The 23,698-nt window shown below is 70.9% G+C and carries 18 protein-coding genes, 1 tRNA gene and 1 pseudogene; 17 read left to right on the top strand and 3 right to left on the bottom strand.

All coding sequences use genetic code 11. The features are described 5' to 3' along the window. Window positions 1-61: 61 nt before the first annotated feature. Window positions 62-565, bottom strand: coding sequence for a transcriptional regulator BldD (bldD, locus tag ACFWWR_RS22605; protein WP_217239608.1), 504 nt, complete (start codon window positions 563-565; stop codon window positions 62-64). A gap of 252 nt (window positions 566-817) precedes the next feature. Here bldD and pyrR point away from each other — a divergent pair, with 252 nt between their 5' ends. The 15 genes and pseudogenes from pyrR to ACFWWR_RS22530 all read left to right on the top strand — a co-directional run bounded on the left by pyrR (window position 818) and on the right by ACFWWR_RS22530 (window position 17,789). Continuing rightward, entirely contained in the window at window positions 818-1,387 is a 570-nt protein-coding gene (pyrR, locus tag ACFWWR_RS22600; RefSeq protein ID WP_307673463.1) for a bifunctional pyr operon transcriptional regulator/uracil phosphoribosyltransferase PyrR, read from the top strand. Between the two features lie 110 nt (window positions 1,388-1,497). Beyond that, window positions 1,498-2,532 (top strand): aspartate carbamoyltransferase catalytic subunit, encoded by a 1,035-nt coding sequence (locus tag ACFWWR_RS22595; RefSeq protein ID WP_383865754.1) that lies wholly within the window; start codon window positions 1,498-1,500, stop codon window positions 2,530-2,532. 5 nt (window positions 2,533-2,537) lie between these two features. Then, window positions 2,538-3,824: a dihydroorotase gene (locus tag ACFWWR_RS22590; protein ID WP_383865756.1), complete on the top strand. Its 1,287-nt coding sequence runs from the start codon at window positions 2,538-2,540 to the stop codon at window positions 3,822-3,824. Next, a complete protein-coding gene (locus ACFWWR_RS22585; RefSeq protein WP_383865758.1) occupies window positions 3,821-4,444 on the top strand; it encodes a hypothetical protein in 624 nt (207 codons plus the stop codon). Before ACFWWR_RS22590 ends, ACFWWR_RS22585 begins: the two co-directional genes overlap by 4 nt. Beyond that, entirely contained in the window at window positions 4,441-5,595 is a 1,155-nt protein-coding gene (gene carA / locus ACFWWR_RS22580; protein ID WP_383865760.1) for a glutamine-hydrolyzing carbamoyl-phosphate synthase small subunit, read from the top strand. The genes ACFWWR_RS22585 and carA overlap by 4 nt, the downstream gene beginning before the upstream one ends. Beyond that, a complete protein-coding gene (gene carB, locus ACFWWR_RS22575) occupies window positions 5,588-8,896 on the top strand; it encodes a carbamoyl-phosphate synthase large subunit (RefSeq protein WP_383865762.1) in 3,309 nt (1,102 codons plus the stop codon). The genes carA and carB overlap by 8 nt, the downstream gene beginning before the upstream one ends. A gap of 63 nt (window positions 8,897-8,959) precedes the next feature. Beyond that, the gene (locus ACFWWR_RS22570; protein WP_384304970.1) at window positions 8,960-10,066 is read left to right on the top strand and encodes a quinone-dependent dihydroorotate dehydrogenase; all 1,107 of its coding nucleotides are present in this window, start codon (window positions 8,960-8,962) and stop codon (window positions 10,064-10,066) included. Further along, complete coding sequence (gene pyrF, locus ACFWWR_RS22565; RefSeq protein WP_384304967.1) at window positions 10,063-10,905, top strand: orotidine-5'-phosphate decarboxylase; 843 nt, start codon at window positions 10,063-10,065, stop codon at window positions 10,903-10,905. The genes ACFWWR_RS22570 and pyrF overlap by 4 nt, the downstream gene beginning before the upstream one ends. Before the next feature lie 277 nt (window positions 10,906-11,182). Then, window positions 11,183-11,506, top strand: coding sequence for an integration host factor (locus ACFWWR_RS22560; RefSeq protein WP_003977346.1), 324 nt, complete (start codon window positions 11,183-11,185; stop codon window positions 11,504-11,506). A 21-nt stretch (window positions 11,507-11,527) separates the two neighbouring features. Continuing rightward, window positions 11,528-12,124 (top strand): annotated as a pseudogene (gmk, locus tag ACFWWR_RS22555) (guanylate kinase); the annotation flags it as partial. A gap of 38 nt (window positions 12,125-12,162) precedes the next feature. Next, complete coding sequence (rpoZ, locus tag ACFWWR_RS22550) at window positions 12,163-12,435, top strand: DNA-directed RNA polymerase subunit omega (RefSeq protein WP_003988945.1); 273 nt, start codon at window positions 12,163-12,165, stop codon at window positions 12,433-12,435. 137 nt (window positions 12,436-12,572) lie between these two features. Continuing rightward, window positions 12,573-13,775, top strand: coding sequence for a bifunctional phosphopantothenoylcysteine decarboxylase/phosphopantothenate--cysteine ligase CoaBC (gene coaBC / locus ACFWWR_RS22545; RefSeq protein ID WP_383865770.1), 1,203 nt, complete (start codon window positions 12,573-12,575; stop codon window positions 13,773-13,775). Window positions 13,776-14,013: 238 nt separating this feature from the next. Further along, entirely contained in the window at window positions 14,014-15,222 is a 1,209-nt protein-coding gene (gene metK / locus ACFWWR_RS22540; RefSeq protein WP_383865772.1) for a methionine adenosyltransferase, read from the top strand. A 225-nt stretch (window positions 15,223-15,447) separates the two neighbouring features. Beyond that, window positions 15,448-15,524, top strand: a tRNA-OTHER gene (locus ACFWWR_RS22535). A 111-nt stretch (window positions 15,525-15,635) separates the two neighbouring features. After that, complete coding sequence (locus ACFWWR_RS22530; protein ID WP_384304964.1) at window positions 15,636-17,789, top strand: primosomal protein N'; 2,154 nt, start codon at window positions 15,636-15,638, stop codon at window positions 17,787-17,789. A 416-nt stretch (window positions 17,790-18,205) separates the two neighbouring features. Here ACFWWR_RS22530 and ACFWWR_RS22525 read toward each other — a convergent pair whose 3' ends face one another. After that, entirely contained in the window at window positions 18,206-18,748 is a 543-nt protein-coding gene (locus ACFWWR_RS22525) for a hypothetical protein (protein WP_383865775.1), read from the bottom strand. Window positions 18,749-19,006: 258 nt separating this feature from the next. Here ACFWWR_RS22525 and fmt point away from each other — a divergent pair, with 258 nt between their 5' ends. Both fmt and ACFWWR_RS22515 read left to right on the top strand, forming a co-directional pair. Beyond that, window positions 19,007-19,939, top strand: coding sequence for a methionyl-tRNA formyltransferase (fmt, locus tag ACFWWR_RS22520; RefSeq protein WP_383865777.1), 933 nt, complete (start codon window positions 19,007-19,009; stop codon window positions 19,937-19,939). A 62-nt stretch (window positions 19,940-20,001) separates the two neighbouring features. Beyond that, window positions 20,002-21,429, top strand: a complete 1,428-nt coding sequence (locus tag ACFWWR_RS22515) for an RsmB/NOP family class I SAM-dependent RNA methyltransferase (RefSeq protein WP_383865779.1) — start codon at window positions 20,002-20,004, stop codon at window positions 21,427-21,429. On the opposite strand, the gene ACFWWR_RS22510 is transcribed toward ACFWWR_RS22515, so the two are convergent. Further along, the gene (locus ACFWWR_RS22510) at window positions 21,410-23,578 is read right to left on the bottom strand and encodes an MMPL family transporter (protein WP_383865781.1); all 2,169 of its coding nucleotides are present in this window, start codon (window positions 23,576-23,578) and stop codon (window positions 21,410-21,412) included. The genes ACFWWR_RS22515 and ACFWWR_RS22510 overlap by 20 nt on opposite strands. Window positions 23,579-23,698 lie beyond the last annotated feature (120 nt).

Raw genomic sequence — 23,698 nt, 5'->3', positions numbered from 1 at the left:
GGCCGGAACCATGAAGTTCCGGCCACCCCGGCGGCACGTTTCTGCTCAGATGAGAAGCGGCTCAGCTGTCCTCGTGGGAGGCCACCGCGCGGCGCGCGTCCGCGTCCAGGACGCCCCAGCTGATCAGCTGCTCGGTGAGGACCGAGGGCGACTGGTCGTAGATGACGGCGAGTGTGCGCAGGTCGTCCTGACGGATCGAGAGCACCTTGCCGTTGTAGTCACCGCGCTGGGACTGGATCGTGGCGGCATACCGCTGGAGGGGGCCCGCCTTCTCGGCCGGCACGTGGGCCAGCCGCTCCAGGTCCAGGACCAGCTTCGGCGGCGGCTCGGCGGCCCCACCCGGAGTGGTGCCCGGCAGCAGCTCCTGCACCGGAACGCCGTAGAAATCCGCCAGCTCGGCGAGTCGCTGCACGGTCACGGCGCGGTCGCCGCGCTCGTACGAACCGACCACGACGGCCTTCCAACGACCCTGGGACTTCTCCTCGACACCGTGGAGGGAAAGGCCCTGCTGGGTGCGGATGGCCCGGAGCTTGGCCCCGAGCTGTTTGGCGTATTCGCTGGACATATAGCTCCCCGGACACTGTGTCGACGCGGCTGGGTCTGTTCCGTGCCGCGCGGCTGGTAACTCACTGTGAGGTTACGCAGCGTTACTCTTCCGCGTCAAGCCGAATGGTCCGCACCGACTCTTCCGTGGTATCGGTGACCCGTTGGGCCAAGGGGGTGAACTGGGACGCCGTGTGGGCCTGCTACCGTGGATGGCGCAAATCCGACGTCCTTTAAGGTCCGTCCCGTGAGGCGGAGAAGGAGGTCCGTTTCTATGGACACTCAAGCGTCCGATGCCAGGCCGGTTCTCGAAGGCCCTGACATCGCACGGGTACTGACCCGCATCGCCCACGAGATCGTCGAGCGCGCCAAGGGCGCCGACGACGTGGTGCTCCTCGGCATTCCGACCCGGGGCGTCTTCCTCGCCCAGCGGCTCGCCGCCAAGCTCGAAGAGATCACCGACCGCAAGATCCCGGTCGGCTCCCTCGACATCACCATGTACCGCGACGACCTGCGCATGCACCCGCCGCGTGCGCTGGCCCGCACCGACATCCCCGGTGACGGCATCGACGGCAGGCTGGTCGTCCTCGTCGACGACGTGCTCTTCTCCGGCCGCACCATCCGAGCCGCCCTCGACGCCCTGAACGACATCGGGCGCCCCCGCGCGGTCCAGCTCGCGGTCCTCGTCGACAGAGGCCACCGCGAACTGCCCATCCGCGCCGACTACGTCGGCAAGAACCTCCCCACGTCGCTGCGGGAGACGGTCAAGGTCCAGCTCGCCGAGGAGGACGGTCGCGACACCGTGCTGCTCGGTGTGAAGACCTCCCCGACGCGCGAGCAGTAGCGGCACTCAGGCGTACGTCCCTGAGCACCCCTGCACGCCCGGCTGTGCCCTCTGGGGGCACACCCCCAGACCCCGCGTCCCGACCTGAACTGCCTTACGGAGCCTGACAGATGCAGCGTCATCTCATCTCGGCCGCCGACCTCACCCGCGACGACGCCGTCCTGATCCTCGACACCGCCGAGGAGATGGCCCGGGTCGCCGACCGGCCGATCAAGAAACTGCCGACCCTGCGCGGCCGTACCGTCGTCAACCTCTTCTTCGAGGACTCCACCCGGACCCGGATCTCCTTCGAGGCCGCCGAGAAGCGGCTGTCCGCGGACGTCATCAACTTCTCCGCCAAGGGGTCGAGCGTGTCCAAGGGCGAGTCCCTGAAGGACACCGCCCAGACCCTCGAAGCCATGGGCGTGGACGCCGTCGTCATCCGGCACGGTGCCTCCGGAGCGCCGTACCGCCTGGCCAACTCCGGCTGGATCGACGCGGCCGTCATCAACGCCGGTGACGGCACGCACCAGCACCCCACCCAGGCGCTGCTGGACGCCTTCACCATGCGCCGCCGGCTCGTCGGCCGGGACGCCGGGCTCGGGCAGGACCTCGACGGCAAGCGGATCACCATCGTCGGCGACGTCCTGCACAGCCGGGTCGCCCGCTCCAACGTCGACCTGCTGCACACCCTCGGCGCCGAGGTCACCCTCGTCGCCCCGCCCACCCTGGTGCCGGTCGGCGTCGAGACCTGGCCCTGCGAGATCTCGTACGACCTGGACAGCACGCTTCCCAAGTCCGACGCGGTGATGATGCTGCGCGTCCAGCGGGAACGGATGAACGCCGCGTTCTTCCCGACCGAGCGCGAGTACGCGCGGCGCTACGGCCTCGACGGCGAGCGCATGGCGAGGATGCCCGAGCACGCCATCGTGATGCACCCCGGTCCGATGGTCCGCGGCATGGAGATCACCGCCGAGGTCGCCGACTCCGAGCGCTGCACCGTCGTCGAGCAGGTCGCCAACGGAGTCTCCATCCGGATGGCCGTCCTCTACCTGCTTCTGGGCGGCAACGAACCCGCCGTCAGCCACACGCGCCCGCCCGTCTCCCACCACCACCCTTCCAGCGAGCGCTCCGCGCACACCCTTTCCGCGGACGAGGAGAAGTAAGACAGATGAGCAAGATCCTTATCCGTGGTGCGAAGGTGCTCGGCGGCGAGCCGCAGGACGTGCTGATCGACGGTGCGACCATCGCCGAGGTGGGCGTCGGTCTGTCGGCCGAGGGCGCGGAGGTCGTCGAGGCCGGCGGCAAGGTGCTCCTGCCGGGTCTCGTGGACCTGCACACCCATCTGCGCGAGCCCGGCCGTGAGGACTCCGAGACCGTACTGACCGGCACGCGCGCGGCCGCCTCCGGCGGCTACACCGCCGTGTTCGCCATGGCCAACACCTTCCCGGTCGCCGACACCGCCGGAGTGGTCGAGCAGGTCTACCGGCTCGGCCGCCAGCACGGCTACTGCGACGTCCAGCCCATCGGGGCCGTCACCGTCGGCCTGGAGGGCAAGAAGCTCGCCGAACTGGGCGCCATGCACGAGTCGGCCGCCGGCGTCACCGTCTTCTCCGACGACGGCAAGTGCGTCGACGACGCCGTGATGATGCGCCGGGCGCTGGAGTACGTGAAGGCCTTCGGCGGGGTCGTCGCCCAGCACGCGCAGGAGCCGCGGCTGACCGAGGGCGCCCAGATGAACGAGGGCGTCGTCTCCGCCGAGCTGGGGCTCGGGGGCTGGCCCGCGGTGGCCGAAGAATCGATCATCGCCCGGGATGTCCTGCTCGCCGAGCACGTCGGTTCCCGCGTCCACATCTGCCACCTGTCGACCGCGGGCTCGGTGGAGATCGTGCGCTGGGCCAAGTCCCGCGGCATCGACGTCACCGCCGAGGTCACCCCGCACCACCTCCTGCTCACCGACGAGCTGGTACGGACGTACAACCCGGTCTTCAAGGTCAACCCGCCGCTGCGCACCGAGCGGGACGTGCTCGCCCTGCGCGAGGCGCTCGCCGACGGCACGATCGACATCGTCGCCACCGACCACGCCCCGCACCCGCACGAGGACAAGGACTGCGAGTGGGCCGCGGCCGCCATGGGCATGGTCGGCCTGGAGACCGCGCTGTCGGTGGTCCAGGAGACGATGGTCGACACCGGACTGCTCGACTGGGCCCAGGTCGCCGACCGTATGTCCTTCGCCCCGGCCCGCATCGGGCAGGCCAAGGGCCACGGCCGTCCCGTCTCGGCAGGTGAGCCCGCCAACCTCGCTCTCGTCGACACGGAATACCGTGGATCCGTGGACCCCGCGGGCTTCGCCTCGCGCAGCCGCAACACGCCCTACGAGGGTCGCGAGCTGCCGGGCCGTGTCACGCGCACCTGGCTCCGGGGCAAGGCCACGCTCGTCGACGGGAAGCTCACGTGACACCTGTAATTCTGCTGGCCGCAGAGAAGGAATCGGCTCAGGTCACCGACTGGGCCGCCCGCATCGGCTGGCTCGTCGGTCTCGCCCTGTTCGTCGCGCTCCTCTACTGGCTGATGCGCGAGGGCTGGAAGTGGCGCGGCACCCTCCAGGGCGACCTGCCCGAGCTGCCCGCCCGCCCGTCTCCCACCATCACCCTCAACGGAGACGGCAAGCCGTCGCTGCCTGGAATGCCGCAGGAGCCCGGAGCGGCCAAACTGACGATGAGCGGCCGCTACCACGGCTCCACCACTGCCGGGCAGTGGCTCGACCGCATCGTGGCGCACGGCCTGGGCACCCGCAGCCGGGTCGAGCTCACGCTGACGGACGCGGGACTGGACGTCGTACGTCCGGGAGCGACGGATTTCTTCGTCCCTCTCGAGGCGCTGCGTGAGGCCCGGCTCGACAAGGGCATCGCCGGCAAGGTGCTGACCGAGGGCGGACTGCTCGTGGTCACCTGGTCGCACGGCGACCGGCTGCTCGACTCCGGGTTCCGCTCCGAGCGCGCGGCCGAGCACAACGAGTGGGTCGACGTCATTAACTCCATGATCAAAACAACCACCAGGGAAGGCGCCGAACGATGACGACCTCCACCAAGGGAATCGCTTCCGACACGAAGGCGCCTCCCGCCGTACTCGTCCTGGAGGACGGCCGCATCTTCCGCGGCCGTGCCTACGGGGCCGTGGGGGTGACCTTCGGCGAGGCCGTGTTCTCCACCGGGATGACCGGCTACCAAGAGACGCTCACCGACCCGTCGTACCACCGCCAGGTCGTCGTGATGACCGCCCCGCACGTCGGCAACACCGGCGTCAACGACGAGGACCCCGAGTCGAAGCAGATCTGGGTCGCCGGATACGTCGTGCGCGACCCCGCGCGCGTGCCGTCCAACTGGCGCTCCCGCCGCTCGCTCGACGACGAGCTGCGTCAGCAGGGTGTCGTCGGCATCTCCGGCATCGACACCCGCGCGCTGACCCGCCACCTGCGTGAGCGCGGCGCCATGCGCGTCGGCATCTTCTCCGGCCAGGCGCTGCCCGACGACGGCACCATGCTCACCGAGGTGCGCCAGGCCCCCGAGATGAAGGGCGCGAACCTCTCCGCGGAGGTCGCCACCAAGGAGGCCTACGTCGTCCCGGCGATCGGCGAGAAGAAGTTCACCGTCGCCGCGGTCGACCTCGGCATCAAGGGCATGACCCCGCACCGGATGGCCGAGCGCGGCATCGAGGTGCACGTGCTGCCCGCGACGGCCTCCGTCGAGGACGTGTACGCGGCCGGCCCGGACGGCGTGTTCTTCTCCAACGGACCGGGCGACCCTGCCACCGCCGACCACCCGGTCGCGCTGATGCAGGCGGTGCTGGAGCGTGGAACGCCGCTCTTCGGCATCTGCTTCGGCAACCAGATCCTGGGCCGCGCGCTGGGCTTCGGCACCTACAAGCTGAAGTACGGCCACCGCGGCATCAACCAGCCGGTGCAGGACCGTTCCACCGGCAAGGTCGAGGTCACCGCGCACAACCACGGCTTCGCCGTCGACGCCCCCCTCGACCAGGTGTCCGAGACCCCCTTCGGCCGCGCCGAGGTCTCGCACGTCTGCCTCAACGACAACGTGGTGGAGGGGCTGCAGCTCCTCGACCGCCCCGCCTTCAGCGTCCAGTACCACCCCGAAGCGGCAGCCGGCCCGCACGACGCCGCCTACCTGTTCGACCGCTTCGTATCCCTGATGGAGGGCCAGCGTGCCTAAGCGCTCCGATATCCAGTCCGTCCTGGTCATCGGCTCCGGCCCGATCGTCATCGGCCAGGCCGCCGAGTTCGACTACTCCGGCACCCAGGCGTGCCGCGTCCTCAAGGCCGAGGGCCTGCGCGTCATCCTGGTGAACTCCAACCCGGCGACGATCATGACCGACCCGGAGATCGCCGACGCCACCTATGTCGAGCCGATCACCCCGGAGTTCGTCGAGAAGATCATCGCCAAGGAGCGGCCGGACGCCCTGCTGCCCACGCTCGGCGGCCAGACCGCCCTCAACACCGCGATCTCCATGCACGAGCAGGGTGTGCTGGAGAAGTACGGTGTCGAGCTGATCGGCGCCAACGTCGAGGCGATCAACAAGGGCGAGGACCGCGACCTCTTCAAGGACGTCGTCGAGGCCGTCCGCGAGAAGATCGGGCACGGCGAGTCCGCCCGGTCCTACATCTGCCACTCGATGGACGACGTGCTGAAGGGGGTCGAGCAGCTCGGCGGCTACCCGGTCGTCGTCCGCCCCTCCTTCACCATGGGCGGCGCCGGCTCCGGCTTCGCGCACAACGAGGAGGAGCTGCGCCGGATCGCCGGTCAGGGCCTCACGCTGTCTCCCACCACCGAGGTGCTCCTGGAGGAGTCCATCCTCGGCTGGAAGGAGTACGAGCTGGAGCTCATGCGCGACAAGAACGACAACGTCGTGGTCGTCTGCTCCATCGAGAACTTCGACCCGATGGGCGTCCACACCGGCGACTCGATCACCGTCGCCCCCGCGATGACACTGACCGACCGCGAGTACCAGCGCCTGCGTGACATCGGCATCGCGATCATCCGCGAGGTCGGCGTCGACACCGGCGGCTGCAACATCCAGTTCGCGGTCGACCCGGTGGACGGCCGCATCATCGTCATCGAGATGAACCCGCGCGTCTCGCGCTCCTCGGCCCTCGCCTCCAAGGCCACCGGCTTCCCGATCGCCAAGATCGCCGCCAAGCTGGCCGTCGGCTACACCCTCGACGAGATCCCGAACGACATCACGGAGAAGACCCCGGCGTCCTTCGAGCCGACCCTCGACTACGTGGTCGTCAAGGCCCCGCGGTTCGCCTTCGAGAAGTTCCCCTCGGCCGACTCGACGCTGACCACGACCATGAAGTCGGTCGGCGAGGCCATGGCCATCGGCCGGAACTTCACCGAGGCGTTCCAGAAGGCGCTGCGCTCGCTGGAGAAGAAGGGCTCGCAGTTCACCTTCGTCGGCCAGACGGGCGACAAGAAGGAGCTCCTGGAGGCCTCGGTCCGCCCCACCGACGGCCGGATCAACACGGTCATGCAGGCGATCCGCGCCGGTGCCACGCCGGAGGAGATCTTCACGTACACGAAGATCGACCCCTGGTTCGTGGACCAGCTCTTCCTGATCAAGGAGGTGGCGGACGAACTCGCCGCCGCCGAGCGCCTGGACGCCGAACTGCTCGCCGAGGCCAAGCGGCACGGCTTCTCCGACCAGCAGATCGGCGAGATCCGGGGCCTGCGCGAGGACGTCGTGCGCGAGGTGCGGCACGCGCTGGGCGTACGCCCGGTGTACAAGACGGTCGACACGTGCGCCGCCGAGTTCGCCGCGAAGACGCCGTACTTCTACTCCTCCTACGACGAGGAGACCGAGGTAGCCCCTCGCGAGAAGCCGGCCGTCATCATCCTGGGCTCCGGGCCCAACCGCATCGGCCAGGGCATCGAGTTCGACTACTCCTGCGTCCACGCCTCCTTCGCGCTGAGCGACGCCGGCTACGAGACCGTGATGGTCAACTGCAACCCGGAGACCGTCTCCACGGACTACGACACCTCCGACCGCCTGTACTTCGAGCCGCTGACGCTGGAAGACGTGCTGGAGATCGTCCACGCGGAGGCGCAGGCCGGCCCGATCGCGGGCGTGATCGTGCAGCTCGGCGGCCAGACCCCGCTGGGTCTGGCGCAGGCCCTGAAGGACAACGGCGTACCGGTGGTGGGCACCCCGCCCGAGGCGATCCACGCCGCCGAGGACCGCGGCGCCTTCGGTCAGGTCCTCGCGGAGGCCGGTCTCCCGGCCCCCAAGCACGGCACCGCGACCACCTTCGCGGGCGCCAAGGCCATCGCCGACGAGATCGGCTACCCGGTCCTGGTGCGGCCGTCGTACGTCCTCGGCGGGCGCGGCATGGAGATCGTCTACGACGAGACGCGCCTGCAGTCGTACATCGCCGAGTCCACCGAGATCAGCCCCTCCCGGCCGGTCCTGGTCGACCGCTTCCTCGACGACGCGATCGAGATCGACGTCGACGCCCTGTACGACGGCGAGGAGCTCTACCTCGGCGGTGTCATGGAGCACATCGAGGAGGCCGGCATCCACTCCGGCGACTCGGCGTGCGCGCTGCCGCCGATCACGCTCGGCGGCTTCGACATCAAGCGCCTGCGGGCCTCCACGGAGGCCATCGCGAAGGGTGTCGGCGTCCGCGGGCTCATCAACATTCAGTTCGCGATGGCCGGCGACATCCTCTACGTCCTCGAAGCCAACCCGCGTGCCTCCCGCACCGTCCCCTTCACCTCGAAGGCGACCGCGGTGCCGCTGGCGAAGGCCGCCGCCAGGATCTCCCTGGGCGCGACCGTCGCCGAGCTGCGCGCGGAAGGGCTGCTCCCGGCGACCGGTGACGGCGGCGAACTCCCGCTCGACGCACCGATCTCCGTCAAGGAGGCCGTCATGCCGTGGTCGCGCTTCCGTGACATCCACGGGCGGGGCGTGGACACGGTCCTCGGCCCGGAGATGCGCTCCACCGGCGAGGTCATGGGCATCGACTCCGTCTTCGGCACGGCGTACGCCAAGTCGCAGGCCGGCGCCTACGGCCCGCTGCCGACCAAGGGCCGCGCCTTCATCTCGGTCGCCAACCGCGACAAGCGCTCGATGATCTTCCCGGCGCGCGAACTGGTCGCCCACGGCTTCGAGCTGCTCGCCACCTCCGGCACGGCCGAGGTCCTCAAGCGCAACGGCATCAACGCCACGGTCGTACGCAAGCAGTCCGAGGGCACCGGCCCGAACGGCGAGAAGACCATCGTCCAGCTCATCCACGACGGCGAGGTCGACCTCATCGTCAACACCCCGTACGGCACCGGTGGCCGCCTCGACGGCTACGAGATCCGTACGGCGGCGGTGGCGCGGTCCGTGCCGTGTCTGACGACCGTCCAGGCGCTCGCGGCGGCCGTCCAGGGCATCGACGCCCTCAACCACGGAGACGTGGGCGTCCGATCGCTCCAGGAACACGCGCGACACCTGACCGCGGCCCGCGACTAGCAGCCCTGAGGGGGACACCGGAAGGTGTCCCCCTCTTCATGAGGACCCCAGAGGACTCTCGCGATGTACAAGCTCTTCTTCCGTCTGGTTTTCACCCGGATGGACCCGGAGAAGGCCCATTACCTGGCCTTCCGCTGGATCCGGCTCGCCGTCCGGATCCCGGTCCTGCGGACGTTCGTCGCCGCCGCCCTCGCGCCCCGCCACAAGGAGCTGCGCACGGAGGCCTTCGGCCTGCGGATGCACGGCCCCTTCGGACTCGCCGCCGGCTTCGACAAGAACGCCGTCGCCATCGACGGCATGTCGATGCTCGGCTTCGACCATGTCGAGATCGGCACGGTCACGGGGGAGGCGCAGCCCGGCAACCCCAAGAAGCGGCTGTTCCGGCTCGTGAAGGACCGCGCGCTGATCAACCGCATGGGCTTCAACAACGAGGGCTCCCTGACTGTTGCCGCCCGCCTGGCCTCCCGTACGCCCGTCTTCAGGACCGTCGTCGGCGTCAACATCGGCAAGACCAAGGCCGTCCCGGAGGAGGAGGCCGTCGGGGACTACGTGAAGTCGACCGAGCGGCTGGCGCCGTACGCCGACTACCTGGTCGTGAACGTGTCGTCGCCGAACACGCCGGGGCTGCGCAACCTGCAGGCCACCGAGGCGCTGCGGCCCCTGCTGAGCGCCGTCCGCGAGGCCGCCGACCGCAGGGTCACCTCGCGCCACGTCCCGCTCCTGGTGAAGATCGCGCCGGACCTCGCCGACGCGGACGTCGACGCGGTCGCCGACCTGGCCGTCGAGCTCGGCCTGGACGGGATCATCGCCACCAACACCACCATCGCGCGCGAAGGCCTCGGCCTGAAGTCCGAGCCCCGCGTGGTGAAGGAGACCGGGGGTCTGTCCGGAGCGCCCCTGAAGGCGCGCTCCCTGGAGGTGCTGCGTCGCCTCTACGCGCGCGTGGGCGACCGGATCACCCTGGTGGGCGTCGGCGGCATCGAGAACGCCGAGGACGCCTGGCAGCGCATCCTGGCGGGCGCCACGCTGGTCCAGGGGTACAGCGCCTTCGTCTACGAGGGGCCCTTCTGGGGCCGCGCCATCCACAAGGGACTCGCCGCGCGTCTGCGCACGAGCCCCTACGAGACCCTCGCCGACGCGGTCGGCGCCGACGTGAGGAAGACGGCATGACCCTGGAGCCCTTCGGCGCACGCCTGCGCCGGGCGATGGACGAGCGCGGCCCCTTGTGCGTCGGCATCGACCCGCACGCCGCCCTGCTCATTGAGTGGGGTCTGAACGACGACGTAACCGGCCTGGAGCGGTTCAGCCGCACGGTCGTCGAGGCGATGGCGGACCGGGTCGCCGTCCTCAAGCCGCAGAGCGCCTTCTTCGAGCGCTTCGGCTCGCGTGGCGTCGCCGTGCTGGAGAAGTCGGTCGCCGAGGCGCGAGCGGCCGGCGCGCTGGTCGTGATGGACGCCAAGCGCGGCGACATCGGCTCGACCATGGCCGCGTACGCCGAGTCCTTCCTCCACAAGGACGCCCCGCTCTTCTCCGACGCCCTGACCGTCTCGCCGTATCTCGGCTACGGCTCGCTCCGGCCCGCCGTCCGGCTGGCGCGGGAGACCGGCACCGGTCTGTTCGTGCTCGCCCTGACCTCGAACCCGGAGGGCGGCGAGGTCCAGCACGCGATCCGTGCGGACGGCCGTGACGTCGGAGCGACGATGCTGGCCCACCTGGCCGCCGAGAACGCGGGGGAGGGGCCCCTGGGCTCCTTCGGGGCCGTCGTGGGCGCCACACTGGGCGACCTGTCGTCGTACGACCTGGACATCAACGGGCCGCTCCTGGCGCCCGGGATCGGCGCCCAGGGGGCCACTCCGGCCGATCTTCCGGGTGCTTTCGGTGCGGCCGTGCGCAACGTCGTGCCGAACGTCAGCCGAGGTGTGTTGCGCCACGGTCCCGACGTCGTCGCACTGCGTGACGCAGCGGACCGCTTCGCGGAGGAGATCCGGGCCGCGGTGGCGGCCGCCTGAGACTCTCGCCTCACTCGCCCGAGTCCTCCGATGAGTGGTCCGGAGCCGACTTGAGTCTGAATACATCCTCAAATCCTGGGCAGTATGTCTGAAATGTCCGGCCTGGCGCAGGCTGACCAGGACTTTTCCGCTGTTCTCGCTGACTCTGGCGCACTTGGCCGCTAGTCTCCGACGAGAGTGAACGGGCAAGCGTGTTGCTCGTGGCTCCCCAGGTGTGGGGCGACTAGGTTCCTCACCGGTCCGTATCCGACAGTTCGACATCCGAGGTGACGTAGGCGTGGCTCTTCCGCCCCTTACCCCTGAACAGCGCGCAGCCGCGCTCGAAAAGGCCGCCGCGGCTCGCCGGGAGCGGGCCGAGGTCAAGAATCGACTCAAGCACTCCGGCGCCTCCCTGCACGAGGTCATCAAGCAGGGCCAGGAGAACGACGTCATCGGCAAGATGAAGGTCTCCGCGCTGCTCGAGTCCCTGCCAGGCGTGGGCAAGGTCCGCGCCAAGCAGATCATGGAGCGACTCGGCATCTCCGAAAGCCGCCGTGTGCGCGGCCTCGGTTCCAACCAGATCGCCTCTTTGGAGCGTGAGTTCGGCAGCACCGGCTCCTGAACCCGGGTCACTCGGGGAAGGGAGTCCCGGGCACTCCGGGATTGCTGGAATAATCGCTGCATGAGTGAACGTCCGCGGCTGACCGTGCTCTCCGGCCCCTCCGGGGTCGGCAAGAGCACGGTCGTCGCTCATATGCGCAAGGAACACCCCGAGGTCTGGCTCTCGGTGTCGGCGACGACCCGCAAGCCCCGCCCCGGCGAGAAGCACGGAGTCCAGTACTTCTTCGTCACCGACGAGGAGATGGACAAGCTGATCGCCAACGGTGAGCTGCTGGAGTGGGCCGAGTTCGCCGGCAACCGCTACGGCACGCCGCGTGCGGCCGTGCTGGAGCGCCTGGAGGCGGGTGAGCCCGTGCTCCTGGAGATCGACCTCCAGGGAGCCCGGCAGGTCCGCGAGTCCATGAAGGACGCCCAGCTGGTGTTCCTGGCTCCGCCCTCCTGGGAGGAGCTGGTGCGCAGACTCACCGGTCGGGGCACCGAGCCGCCCGAGGTGATCGAGCGCCGCCTGGAGGCGGCGAAGATCGAACTGGCGGCCGAGCCGGAGTTCGACGTGACCCTGGTCAACACCTCCGTCGAGGATGTAGCACGCGAGCTGCTAGCCTTGATGGAAGTTGTGTGATCATGACTGATCTTTTCCCATCCATCGGAAGGTAGAGCGTGTCCTCTTCCATCTCCGCGCCCGAGGGCATCATCAACCCGCCGATCGACGAGCTTCTCGAGGCCACGGACTCGAAGTACAGCCTCGTCATCTACGCGGCCAAGCGGGCCCGCCAGATCAACGCGTACTACTCGCAGCTCGGCGAGGGCCTCCTCGAGTACGTCGGTCCGCTCGTTGACACCCACGTCCACGAGAAGCCGCTGTCGATCGCCCTGCGCGAGATCAACGCGGGTCTGCTGACGTCCGAGGCTGTCGAGGGCCCGGCGCAGTAGTATTTTCAGCTTGCGGTGAGCTTTTCCACAGGCCCGGCAGCGCGACTGCCGGGCCTGTGGTCTGCTCGGGGGTGAGGGGTCGTCCCCCGCGGTGGTGCAGCATGGGGACATACGTTTTCCGAGGTCGGGGAGAGACGGTGGACAAACCGAAGGTCGTCCTGGGCGTCAGCGGTGGCATCGCCGCGTACAAGGCCTGTGAGCTGCTGCGCAGACTGACGGAGTCGGGCCATGACGTCCGGGTCGTCCCCACCGCGTCCGCCCTGCACTTCGTCGGCGCCGCCACCTGGTCCGCGCTCTCCGGCAACCCGGTCTCGACCGAGGTCTGGGACGACGTCCACGAGGTGCCGCACGTCCGCATCGGCCAGCACGCCGACCTGGTGGTCGTCGCCCCCGCCACCGCGGACATGCTCGCCAAGGCCGCCCACGGTCTCGCCGACGACCTCCTCACCAACACCCTGCTCACCGCCCGCTGCCCGGTGGTCTTCGCGCCCGCGATGCACACCGAGATGTGGGAACACCCGGCCACCCAGGAGAACGTGTCGACGCTGCGCCGCCGGGGCGCCGTGGTCGTCGAACCGGCTGTGGGCCGCCTCACCGGTGTCGACACGGGCAAGGGCCGACTGCCCGATCCCGCCGAGATCTTCGAGGTCTGTCGTCGGGTCCTGGCCCGGGGCGTCACCCCACCCGACCTCACCGGCCGGCATGTCGTCGTCAGCGCCGGCGGCACCCGCGAACCCCTCGATCCGGTCCGTTTCCTCGGCAACCGCTCCTCCGGCAAGCAGGGCTACGCCCTCGCCCGCACCGCCGCCGCGCGGGGCGCCCGGGTCACGCTGGTCGCGGCGAACACCGGCCTGCCCGACCCGGCGGGCGTGGACGTCGTCCCGGTCGGGACGGCCGTGCAGCTACGGGAGGCGGTGCTGAAGGCCGCCGCGGACGCCGACGTGGTCGTCATGGCCGCCGCGGTGGCCGACTTCCGGCCGGAGACGTACGCGGCCGGAAAGATCAAGAAGAAGGACGGCCAGGACCCCGACCCCATCGTGCTCATACGGAATCCGGACATCCTCGCGGAGATCTCCGCCGACCGCGCCCGGCCCGGCCAGGTGGTCGTCGGCTTCGCCGCCGAGACGGACGACGTGCTGGCCAACGGCCGTACGAAGCTGCGGCGCAAGGGCTGCGACCTCCTCGTCGTGAATGAGGTGGGGGAGCGCAAGACCTTCGGCTCCGAGGAGAACGAGGCCCTCGTGCTCGGCGCCGACGGCAGCGAGACCCCGGTGCCGCACGGCCCGAAGGAAGCCCTGGCCGAAACCGTGTGGGATCTGGTGGCCGAACGCCTGGGCTGAGGGTTCCTTTCGGCCCAAGGATCGCTCGAACCCCGCAGATTGGGGCGTGGCGCCCCTGGCCAAGCCCGCTCGCAATTGGGCAGAATGCCCGTGCCGCAGGTCACAGCCCTCCCGAGAGGCGAGACAGGGAGGCCGATGGCCGAGCGCGACCGATAAACTGTTCTCGGACGACGCCGGGCGCAGCCCCCGGCCGTCCGCCAATGATCAGCCAGCAGCCGCTGCAAACCCAGGGAGCGTTGTGTCCCGTCGCCTGTTCACCTCGGAGTCCGTGACCGAGGGTCACCCCGACAAGATCGCTGACCAGATCAGCGACACCATTCTCGACGCGCTCCTGAAGGAGGACCCGACTTCCCGGGTCGCCGTCGAGACGCTGATCACGACCGGCCTGGTGCACGTGGCCGGAGAGGTAACGACCAAGGCGTACGCGCCGATCGCCCAGCTGGTCCGCGACAAGATCCTGGAGATCGGCTACGACTCCTCGAAGAAGGGCTTCGACGGCGCCTCCTGTGGTGTCTCGGTGTCGATCGGCGCGCAGTCCCCGGACATCGCGCAGGGCGTCGACACCGCCTACGAGTCCCGGGTCGAGGGCGACGAGGACGAGCTGGACCGCCAGGGCGCGGGTGACCAGGGCCTGATGTTCGGTTACGCGTGCGACGAGACGCCGACCCTGATGCCGCTGCCGATCTTCCTGGCGCACCGCCTCTCCAACCGCCTGTCCGAGGTCCGCAAGAACGGCACCATCCCCTACCTGCGCCCGGACGGCAAGACGCAGGTCACCATCGAGTACGACGGCGACAAGGCCGTCCGCCTCGACACGGTCGTGGTCTCCTCGCAGCACGCCTCGGACATCGACCTCGAGTCGCTGCTCGCCCCCGACATCCGCGAGTTCGTCGTGGAGCCGGAGCTGAAGGCGCTGCTGGACGACGGCATCAAGCTGGAAACAGAGAACTACCGTCTCCTGGTGAACCCGACCGGCCGCTTCGAGATCGGCGGCCCGATGGGCGACGCCGGCCTGACCGGCCGCAAGATCATCATCGACACGTACGGCGGCATGGCCCGCCACGGCGGTGGCGCGTTCTCCGGCAAGGACCCGTCCAAGGTGGACCGTTCGGCGGCGTACGCGATGCGCTGGGTCGCCAAGAACGTGGTCGCCGCGGGCCTCGCCACCCGCTGCGAGGTCCAGGTCGCCTACGCGATCGGCAAGGCCGAGCCGGTCGGCCTGTTCGTGGAGACCTTCGGCACCGCCAAGGTCGACACCGACCGGATCGAGAAGGCCATCGACGAGGTCTTCGACCTCCGCCCGGCCGCCATCATCCGCGACCTCGACCTGCTCCGCCCGATCTACGCCCGCACGGCGGCGTACGGCCACTTCGGCCGCGAGCTGCCCGAGTTCACGTGGGAGAAGACGGACCGCGTGGACGCGTTGCGGAAGGCTGCGGGGCTGTAGTTGTAGGGCAACCTGCTCCGTACGAGGCTCGGCTCCCCGTGGGGGCCGGGCCTCGAACGCGTTCGGCCGGGCGGAAATGGCTGGTGGATCGGGCTGGTCGATTCGTAGGGTGGGTGATCTCCCGGTGCGATGGTCGCGGGTACTTCTGTGGAGTGCGCCCAGGGGCGCGCGGTGAAGCCGAGCTTTTTGCGTACCGCTGCCACTTTTGAGCTCGGGAGGTTCGACGCCGGGGCGTCCGGTGCGAAGGTGACGGATACTTCGGGGCTCGCAAGCCCCCGCGGGTTCGAATCCCGCCGCCGGCCGGGGCATGTCCCCGGTGGTGTGGCCGAGTGGTCCAAGGCAGAGTGCGCGCCGTCACCGCGGGAGACCTCGGGCGCCGTCGGTTGTCAGTGGCGTTTGGTAAAAATGCAAGTGTGAGCAGCGAGAACGGGTCGGTGGACGGTGGGGCCGAGGGGGCGCCGCCCGAGCAGCTTGCGCTCATTCGGGACAGTGTCCGGCAGGCGAAGACGCCGCGGGCCAAGCCGCGGACCTGGCGCGGGGCGGCGCTGGCCAAGGAGCTGCCCGTCGCCCGGGTGCTGGTGGACAAGGGGGTGCTGCATCTCGACCGGTACTTCGACTACGCGGTGCCCGAGGAACTGGACGCCGACGCGCAGCCCGGGGTGCGGGTGCGGGTGCGGTTCGGGGCCGGGCGGCATCGGGTGCGGGACGGACGGCGTGAAGGCGGCGGGCTGATCGACGGGTTTCTCGTCGAGCGGCTCCCCGAGTCCGACTATCCCGGGCCGCTCGCCGCGCTGGCCCAGGTCGTGTCGCCGGAGCCGGTCCTGGGCGAGGAACTGCTGGGGCTGGCGCGGGCGGTCGCCGACCGGTACGCCGGGAGCCTTGCCGACGTGCTGCAGCTCGCCGTACCGCCGCGCAGCGCGAGGGCCGAGCAGCGGCCGTCCCCCGCGCCGCTGCCGCCGCCGAGTGCGCCCGAGGCGGGGTCCTGGGAGCGGTACGAGCACGGGGCCGCGTTCGTGGAGGCGCTGGCCTCGGGGGGCGCGCCGCGGGCCGTGTGGAACGCGTTGCCCGGGCCGCAGTGGAGCGAGGAACTGGCGCGGGCCGTGGCGGCGACGCTCGCCTCCGGGCGCGGCGCGCTGGCGGTGCTGCCGGACGGGCGGGCGGTCGCGCGCGCCGACGCCGCGTTGACGGCGTTGCTGGGGGAGGGGCGCCATGCCGTGCTCACCGCCGACGCCGGGCCCGAGAAACGGTATCGGGAGTGGCTCGCCGTGCGGCGCGGCTCCGTACGGGCGGTCATCGGAACACGGGCCGCCATGTTCGCCCCTGTGCAGGATCTCGGGCTGGTCGCCATCTGGGAGGACGGCGACGACAGCCACAGCGAGCAGCACGCACCCCAGCCCCATGCCAGGGAGGTGCTGCTGCTGCGAGCCGCGCTGGACAAGTGCGCCTTTCTGCTCGGGAGTTGGAGCTGCACCGTGGAGGCGGCACAGCTGGTGGAGAGTGGGTGGGCCCGGCCGCTCGTCGCGGAGCGGGAACAGGTGAGGAGCGCCGCTGCGCTCGTCCGGACCGTCGGTGACGGCGATCTCGCGCGGGACGAGGCCGCCCGGGCCGCCCGGCTGCCCACCCTCGCCTGGCAGGTCGTCAGAGAGGGGCTGCGGCACGGGCCGGTGCTCGTCCAGGTGCCCCGGCGGGGTTACGTACCGCGGATGGCGTGCGCCAACTGCCGGGCCCCCGCGCGCTGTCGGCAGTGCGCCGGGCCCTTGGAGGCGCAGGAGTCCGGGGCCGCGCTGCGGTGCGGGTGGTGCGGGCGCGACGAGGGAGCCTGGCACTGCCCGGAGTGCGGTGCGTTCAGGCTGCGGGCGCAGGTCGTCGGGGCGCGGCGGACCGCGGAGGAACTGGGGCGGGCGTTTCCCGCCGTGCCGGTGCGGACCTCCGGGCGCGAGCAGGTGCTGGACACCGTGGCGTCGGCGCCCGCGCTGGTGGTGAGCACGCCAGGGGCCGAACCCGTCGCCGAGGGCGGGTACGCGGCCGCGCTGCTGCTGGACGGCTGGGCCATGCTGGGGCGCCCTGATCTGCGCGCCGGTGAGGACGCGTTGCGGCGGTGGATCGGGGCGGCGGCGCTGGTACGTCCACAGGGTGCCGGGGGCACGGTCGTCATCGTCGCCGAACCCACGCTGCGGCCCGTGCAGGCCCTCGTGCGATGGGACCCCGTGGGCCATGCGGTGCGGGAGCTCTCCGAGCGGGCCGAGCTGGGATTTCCCCCGGTGTCGCGGATGGCGGCGGTGTCGGCGCCCGCGGAGGCGCTCGCCGAGTTCCTGGGGGCGGTGGAGCTGCCTTCGGAGGCCGAGGTGTTGGGGCCCGTGCCGGTGCCCGTCACGACCGCCGGGCGCCCGCGCCGCGCGGGGGCGCCGCCGCCCGGTGAGCACTGGGAGCGGGCGCTGATCCGGGTGCCGCCGGGGACGGGGGCGGCGCTGGCGTCCGCGCTGAAGGCCGCGCAGGCGGCGCGGATGGCGCGTGGGGGCGGGGAGGCCGGGGTCCGGGTGCGGATCGATCCGCCCGACATCGGCTGAGGCGATGGGCAAACGACGGGCGCCGCGTTGCGGATCGGGTCGGGGGTGTCGGTGGACTGGTCACGGGGTTGCGGGTCCGGCCGGGGGTGTCGGTGGACTGGTCACGGGGTTGCGGGTCTGGCCGGGGGTGTCGGTGGACTGGTCACTGGGTTGCGGGTCTGGCCGGGGGTGTTCGGTGGCTGTGGCACGGCGGTTCGGGTCTGGCCGGGGGTGTTCGGTGGCTGTGGCACGGCGATACGGACCTCGCCGGGGGTTGTCGGACGCTTCGATGACCTCGGCGCCCGAAGCCGGTGGCCGGGGCTGCGCGGTCGCCCCATGTGCCGGAACACGGTGCCGCGCCGGAACGCGGTCGAGCGGTGGGCCCGTGACACGCGGCTGCCCTCCCGGATGCGCCGGGAGGGCAGGGAGGGGGTCGGTCAGCCGTTGCGCGGGGCGGGGAAGGCGGTCGGCCTGGCCTCGTCGCGGAGGGACGGGCTGCCTGCCGTCGGCTGGGTCGGCATCGAGCGTGCGGCGGGCACCGTGGGCACGGTGGTGATACCGGAGCCCACGTTGACCGTGCGGGAAGGCGCGGCGTCCGTGGTCCGCTCGGGCTCGGTCGCCGTCTGGGCCGTGGCGCGGCGCGCGCCGTAACGGCGGTGCACCGCCTGCTTGGTGACTCCGAGGGCGGAACCCACCGCGTCCCACGAGAAGCCGAGTGAGCGGTCGAAGTCCACGGCGGCCGTGACCAGGGTCTCGACACTGTCCCGCAGTTCCTGGGCGAGTCGGACCGTCGGGGCGGGGGCGCGTCCGTAGACGACGAAGCCTGTGGACGGGCCGGAGCGGCGCGGGCGGTAGACGTTGCCCAGCTGGGCGGTGAGCGTGCGCAGTGCGTCCACCTGCCGGCGGACCCGCTCGATGTCCCGCACCAGCAAGTGCAGGCTGGCCCGAGCCTGGGCGTCGTGGGTTGCGTGGTCGGCCATGAACAAGCCTCTCGAACCGGCGATGAAAAGGATCGGGCCGCGCGATGTGCGGCCCGCGTTGGTCAACTCTCTCTTGACCAACGCGTCTACGCTCCGCTGGTCACGCACCGGGGGCGTATGGGCATATGCGTACGCCCCTGGAGGGGGGTTTGCGCCTCGGCCGTCGGCCTCCGATCGGTCTCCCGCCGCTGTTCCATACGTGGTCATAGACTTGGGAGTTGCCCGTCCCACCCCCGCCCGAGAGGCCCGAACCCACCCATGAAGCTCGTCTTCGCCGGTACCCCCGAGGTCGCCGTTCCCGCTCTGGACGCTCTGCTCGCCTCCGGGCGGCACGAGGTGGCCGCCGTCGTCACGCGACCCGACGCGCCGGCCGGACGTGGGCGGAGGCTGGTCGCCTCTCCCGTCGCCCAGCGGGCGGAGGAAGCCGGGATCGAGGTGCTGAAGCCGGTCAGGCCGCGGGATCCGGAGTTCCTGGAGCGGCTCGGGGAGATCGCCCCGGACTGCTGTCCCGTCGTCGCCTACGGCGCGCTGCTGCCCAGGGTGGCCCTCGACATCCCCGCCCACGGCTGGGTCAACCTGCACTTCTCGCTGCTGCCCGCGTGGCGCGGGGCCGCGCCCGTGCAGCACGCCATCATGGCGGGGGACGAGATCACCGGCGCCTCGACCTTCCTGATCGAGGAGGGGCTCGACTCCGGGCCCGTCTACGGCACGGTCACCCAGGAGATCCGGCCCACCGACACCAGCGGCGACCTGTTGACCCGGCTCGCCTTCGCGGGCTCCGGGCTGCTCGCCGCGACCATGGACGGGATCGCGGACGGCACGCTGAAGGCCGTACCGCAGCCCACCGAGGGCATCACCCTCGCCCCGAAGATCACCGTCGAGGACGCCCAGGTGGACTGGGTGACCCCGGCACTGCGGGTGGACCGGGTGGTGCGCGGGTGCACTCCGGCGCCCGGCGCCTGGACCGTCTTCCGGGGCGAGCGGCTCAAGCTCATTCAGGTCCGGCCCGTGCCCGAGCGCACCGACCTGGCCCCCGGCGCGCTCTCCGTCGGCAAGAACGACGTCCACGTCGGCACGGGCTCGTACGCCGTCGAGCTGCTGTGGGTGCAGGCTCAGGGCAAGAAGCCGATGAGGGCCGCCGACTGGGCGCGCGGGGTGCGCATCGGTGCCGGCGAGACCCTCGGAGAGTGAGACGGGGGGCCACGGACTTACCCTTGGCGGGTATCCCCCTCTGAACCCGGAGCACCTTTTTCGTGAGCGACCAGCCCCGTCGGCCCCGCCCCGCCGGCAAGCCCTACCGTCGGCCCCAGAAGGACCCTGTCCGCTTCCTCGCCTTCGAGGCGCTGCGAGCCGTGGACGAGCGGGACGCGTACGCCAACCTCGTCCTGCCGCCGCTGCTGCGGAAGGCGCGGGAGAAGGAGGGACCCGACAAGTTCGACGGGCGGGACGCGGCGCTCGCGACCGAGCTGGTGTACGGGACGCTGCGCCGGCAGGGGACGTACGACGCCGTCATCAAAGCCTGTATCGACCGGCCGCTGCGCGAGGTCGACCCGCCGGTGCTCGACGTGCTCAGTCTCGGTGTGCACCAGCTGCTCGGGACGCGGATCCCGACGCACGCCGCCGTGTCCTCGTCCGTCGAGCTCGCCCGGGTGGTGCTCGGCGACGGGCGGGCGAAGTTCGTCAACGCCGTGCTGCGCAAGGTCGCGCAGGACGACCTCGACGGGTGGATCGCCAAGGTCGCGCCGCCCTACGACAAGGACCCCGAGGACCATCTCGGCGTCGTGCACTCGCACCCTCGTTGGGTCGTCTCCGCGCTGTGGGACTCGCTCGGCGGCGGGCGGGCCGGTATCGAGGAACTGCTGGCGGCCGACAACGAGCGGCCCGAGGTGACCCTTGTGGCGCGGCCGGGCCGGTCCACCACCGACGAACTGCTCCGGGAGGAGGCCGCGGTGGCGGGCAGCTGGTCGCCGTACGCCGTGCGGCTGGCCGAGGGCGGCGAACCCGGTGCCATCGAGGCCGTACGGGAAGGCCGGGCCGGTGTGCAGGACGAGGGCAGCCAGCTCGTCGCGCTGGCCCTCGCCCACGCGCCCCTCGAAGGGCGGGACGAGAAGTGGCTCGACGGATGTGCCGGGCCCGGCGGCAAGGCCGCGCTGCTCGCCGCTCTCGCCGCCGAGCGCGGGGCCTTCCTGCTCGCCTCCGAGAAGCAGCCGAAACGGGCCGGGCTCGTCGCCAAGGCCCTCGACGGCAACCCCGGGCCCTACCAGGTCATCGCCGCCGACGGGATCCGGCCGCCGTGGCGGCCCGGCTCCTTCGACCGGGTGCTGATGGACGTGCCGTGCACCGGGCTCGGCGCCCTGCGGCGGAGGCCCGAGGCCCGGTGGCGCAGGCGCCCCGAGGACCTCGAGGGGTTCGCGCCGCTGCAGCGCGGCCTGCTGCACACCGCGCTCGACTCCGTGCGGGTCGGCGGGATCGTCGGCTACGCCACCTGCTCGCCGCATCTCGCGGAGACCAGGGCCGTAGTCGACGACGTGCTCAAACAGCACCCCGAGGCCGAACTCGTCGACGCCCGGCCCCTGCTGCCCGGCGTACCGGACCTCGGCGAGGGTCCCGACGTACAGCTGTGGCCGCATCGCCACGGGACCGACGCCATGTACCTGGCGCTCATTCGGCGGACCGGCTGACTCCGGCCCCCACCGCCTCGGCGGCGGGGGGCCCGCCGTCCTCCCGGGCCAGCCGGTGGGGCCACCACACCTTCGGACCCACGTCCAGGAACAGGGACGTCACCAGCACCGACCGCACGATGAACGTGTCGATGAGCACGCCCAGGGCCACCGCGAAGCCGAGTTCGGCGAAGGCGACCATCGGGAGGGTGGCGAGGGCGGCGAAGGTGCCCGCGAGGACCAGGCCCGCGGAGGTGATGACCGCACCGGTCGCGGCAAGACCTGTCAGTGCGCCCTTGCGCGTGCCCTGATGGGCGGCCTCCTCGCGGATGCGGGTGGTCAGGAAGATGTTGTAGTCGATGCCCAGGGCGACCAGGAAGACGAACACGAACAGTGGGAAGTCCGTCGATTCGCCGGCGTAGTCGAAGACGTACCGGAAGGCGAGCGCGCTGATCCCGAGCGCCGCCGTGAACGACAGGATCACCGTCCCGACCAGCAGCAGCGGGGCGATCAGCGCGCGCAGCAGCACGCACAGGATCAGCAGGACGACGACCAGCACCAGAGGGATGATCAGTTTGTTGTCGTGCGTGGTCGCCTTGTCCATGTCCAGCAGGGATGCCGTACCGCCGCCCACCTGGGCGTCGGCGTCGGGCACCGCGTGCACGGCGTCCCGGACCCGCTCCACCGTCTGTTTCGCGGCCTCGCTGTCGGACGGCTCGGTCATGGTGGCCTCGAACAGCACCTTGCCCTCGAAGGACGGTTTGGTGCCCGGTGGCAGACCGAGCGACTCGGGGACGACGCCCCGGGTGGCGGCGACCGCCTCACCGACCTGCCGCGCCTGCGCCTGGTTGCTGACGACGACCAGCGGATCACCGCTTCCGGCCGGGAAGTAGCGTGCCGAGACCTCCTGGCCGACGATCGAGTCCGGTTTCCCGGTGAAGGCGTCCGCGTTGCTGATGCCCTCGGCGCGCAACTGGATCAGGCCGAGCGAGCAGATCGCCAGCACCGCCGCGGTGACGCCCCAGACCATGCGGGGGCGGACGGCCATACGGCCGCCCATCCGGGCCCAGACGCCCCGGTCGGCCGGGTTCGGCGTGCCGAGGTGCGGGATCACCGGCCAGAAGATCCAGCGGCCGAAGATCACCAGCAGCGCCGGGAACAGCGTCATCATCGCCAGCAGGGCGACCGCGACGCCGATCGCCGCCACCGGGCCGAGGCCCCTGGTGGAGTTCATATCGGCGGCCAGCAGCATCAGCATGCTCAGCACGACGGTCGCGCCGGAGGCGAGGACGGCCGGGCCCGCCCGGTGCAGGGCGAGGGCCATCGCCTCGTGGCGGTCCTCGTGACGGCGCAGCTCTTCCCGGTAGCGGGCGACCAGCAGCAGGGCATAGTCCGTCCCCGCGCCGAACACCAGCACTGTCAGGATGCCCGCGCTCTGGCCGTTGACCGTCAGGCCCGCGTGTTCCGCCAGGAAGTAGATCAGCGCCTGGGCGGTGAACAGCGCGGCGATCACCGAGAGCAGGGGGACCAGGATGAGCGTGGGGCTGCGATACGTGAGGAGCAGCATCACGATGACGACGCTCATCGCCGAGATCAGCAGCGTCGAGTCGATGCCCTCGAAGGCCTCGGAGAAGTCGGCGGAGGTGCCGCCCGGGCCGGTGATGTGCACGGCGAGGCCGTCGCCGCCCTCGCCGACGACATCCCGGATCGAGTCGACCGCGGGTGCGATCCGCTCCCAGCCCTTCTCGTCCATGGTGATCGGCACCAGGACCTGGGCGGCGCGCGGGTCTGTCGGCCGGTCGTAGACCGGGCCCCGGGTCTCGTCGCCGCGGATGCCGTGGTCGGTCAGCTGCTTGAGCTCGGCCGTGTCCCTGGTGATCTGCGCCCGCTCCTGGGCGGTCAGGCCGTCCTCGCGGGCGTACACCACGACCGCGGGGATCTGCTCGGGCCTGAAGTCCTCGGAGATTTCCAGGACTTGGGTGGACTCGGCGGAGCCGGGCAGCCAGGAGGCCGCGTCGTTGTCCTGGGCGTCGGTCAGTTTCTGGGCGAACGGTGCCGTCAGGAACAGCACCACCAGCCAAAGCACCAGCACCAGCCACTTGGCGCGCCGCCCGCACACCAGGTGCGCGATGCCCCGCTGCCCCTGCTTGCTCCCCTGGATCTCCGTCATGGCCACCCCCGCAGCCGCTCGTGGAGCCGATCGGCCGCCCAGCATGGCACGGGCAGCCCCGATGCAACATCCGATGAACGGCTTAGGTATGGACCGGCGCGAACATTCGTGCCCGGACAT

Origin of the sequence: Streptomyces sp. NPDC058678 (genome assembly GCF_042714835.1) — a bacterium.
Lineage (GTDB): Bacteria > Actinomycetota > Actinomycetes > Streptomycetales > Streptomycetaceae > Streptomyces.
Note: the sequence above shows the minus strand (reverse complement) of the source record. Positions and strands in the feature narration are given on the sequence as shown.

What these genes read in the sequence shown, in the direction of transcription:
- bldD (WP_217239608.1), bottom strand. Translation starts at nt 565, where the DNA reads ATGTCCAGCGAATACGCCAAACAGCTCGGGGCCAAGCTCCGGGCCATC.
- pyrR (WP_307673463.1), top strand. Translation starts at nt 818, where the DNA reads ATGGACACTCAAGCGTCCGATGCCAGGCCGGTTCTCGAAGGCCCTGAC.
- ACFWWR_RS22595 (WP_383865754.1), top strand. Translation starts at nt 1,498, where the DNA reads ATGCAGCGTCATCTCATCTCGGCCGCCGACCTCACCCGCGACGACGCC.
- ACFWWR_RS22590 (WP_383865756.1), top strand. Translation starts at nt 2,538, where the DNA reads ATGAGCAAGATCCTTATCCGTGGTGCGAAGGTGCTCGGCGGCGAGCCG.
- carA (WP_383865760.1), top strand. Translation starts at nt 4,441, where the DNA reads ATGACGACCTCCACCAAGGGAATCGCTTCCGACACGAAGGCGCCTCCC.
- ACFWWR_RS22570 (WP_384304970.1), top strand. Translation starts at nt 8,960, where the DNA reads ATGTACAAGCTCTTCTTCCGTCTGGTTTTCACCCGGATGGACCCGGAG.
- pyrF (WP_384304967.1), top strand. Translation starts at nt 10,063, where the DNA reads ATGACCCTGGAGCCCTTCGGCGCACGCCTGCGCCGGGCGATGGACGAG.
- ACFWWR_RS22525 (WP_383865775.1), bottom strand. Translation starts at nt 18,748, where the DNA reads ATGGCCGACCACGCAACCCACGACGCCCAGGCTCGGGCCAGCCTGCAC.
- fmt (WP_383865777.1), top strand. Translation starts at nt 19,007, where the DNA reads ATGAAGCTCGTCTTCGCCGGTACCCCCGAGGTCGCCGTTCCCGCTCTG.
- ACFWWR_RS22510 (WP_383865781.1), bottom strand. Translation starts at nt 23,578, where the DNA reads ATGACGGAGATCCAGGGGAGCAAGCAGGGGCAGCGGGGCATCGCGCAC.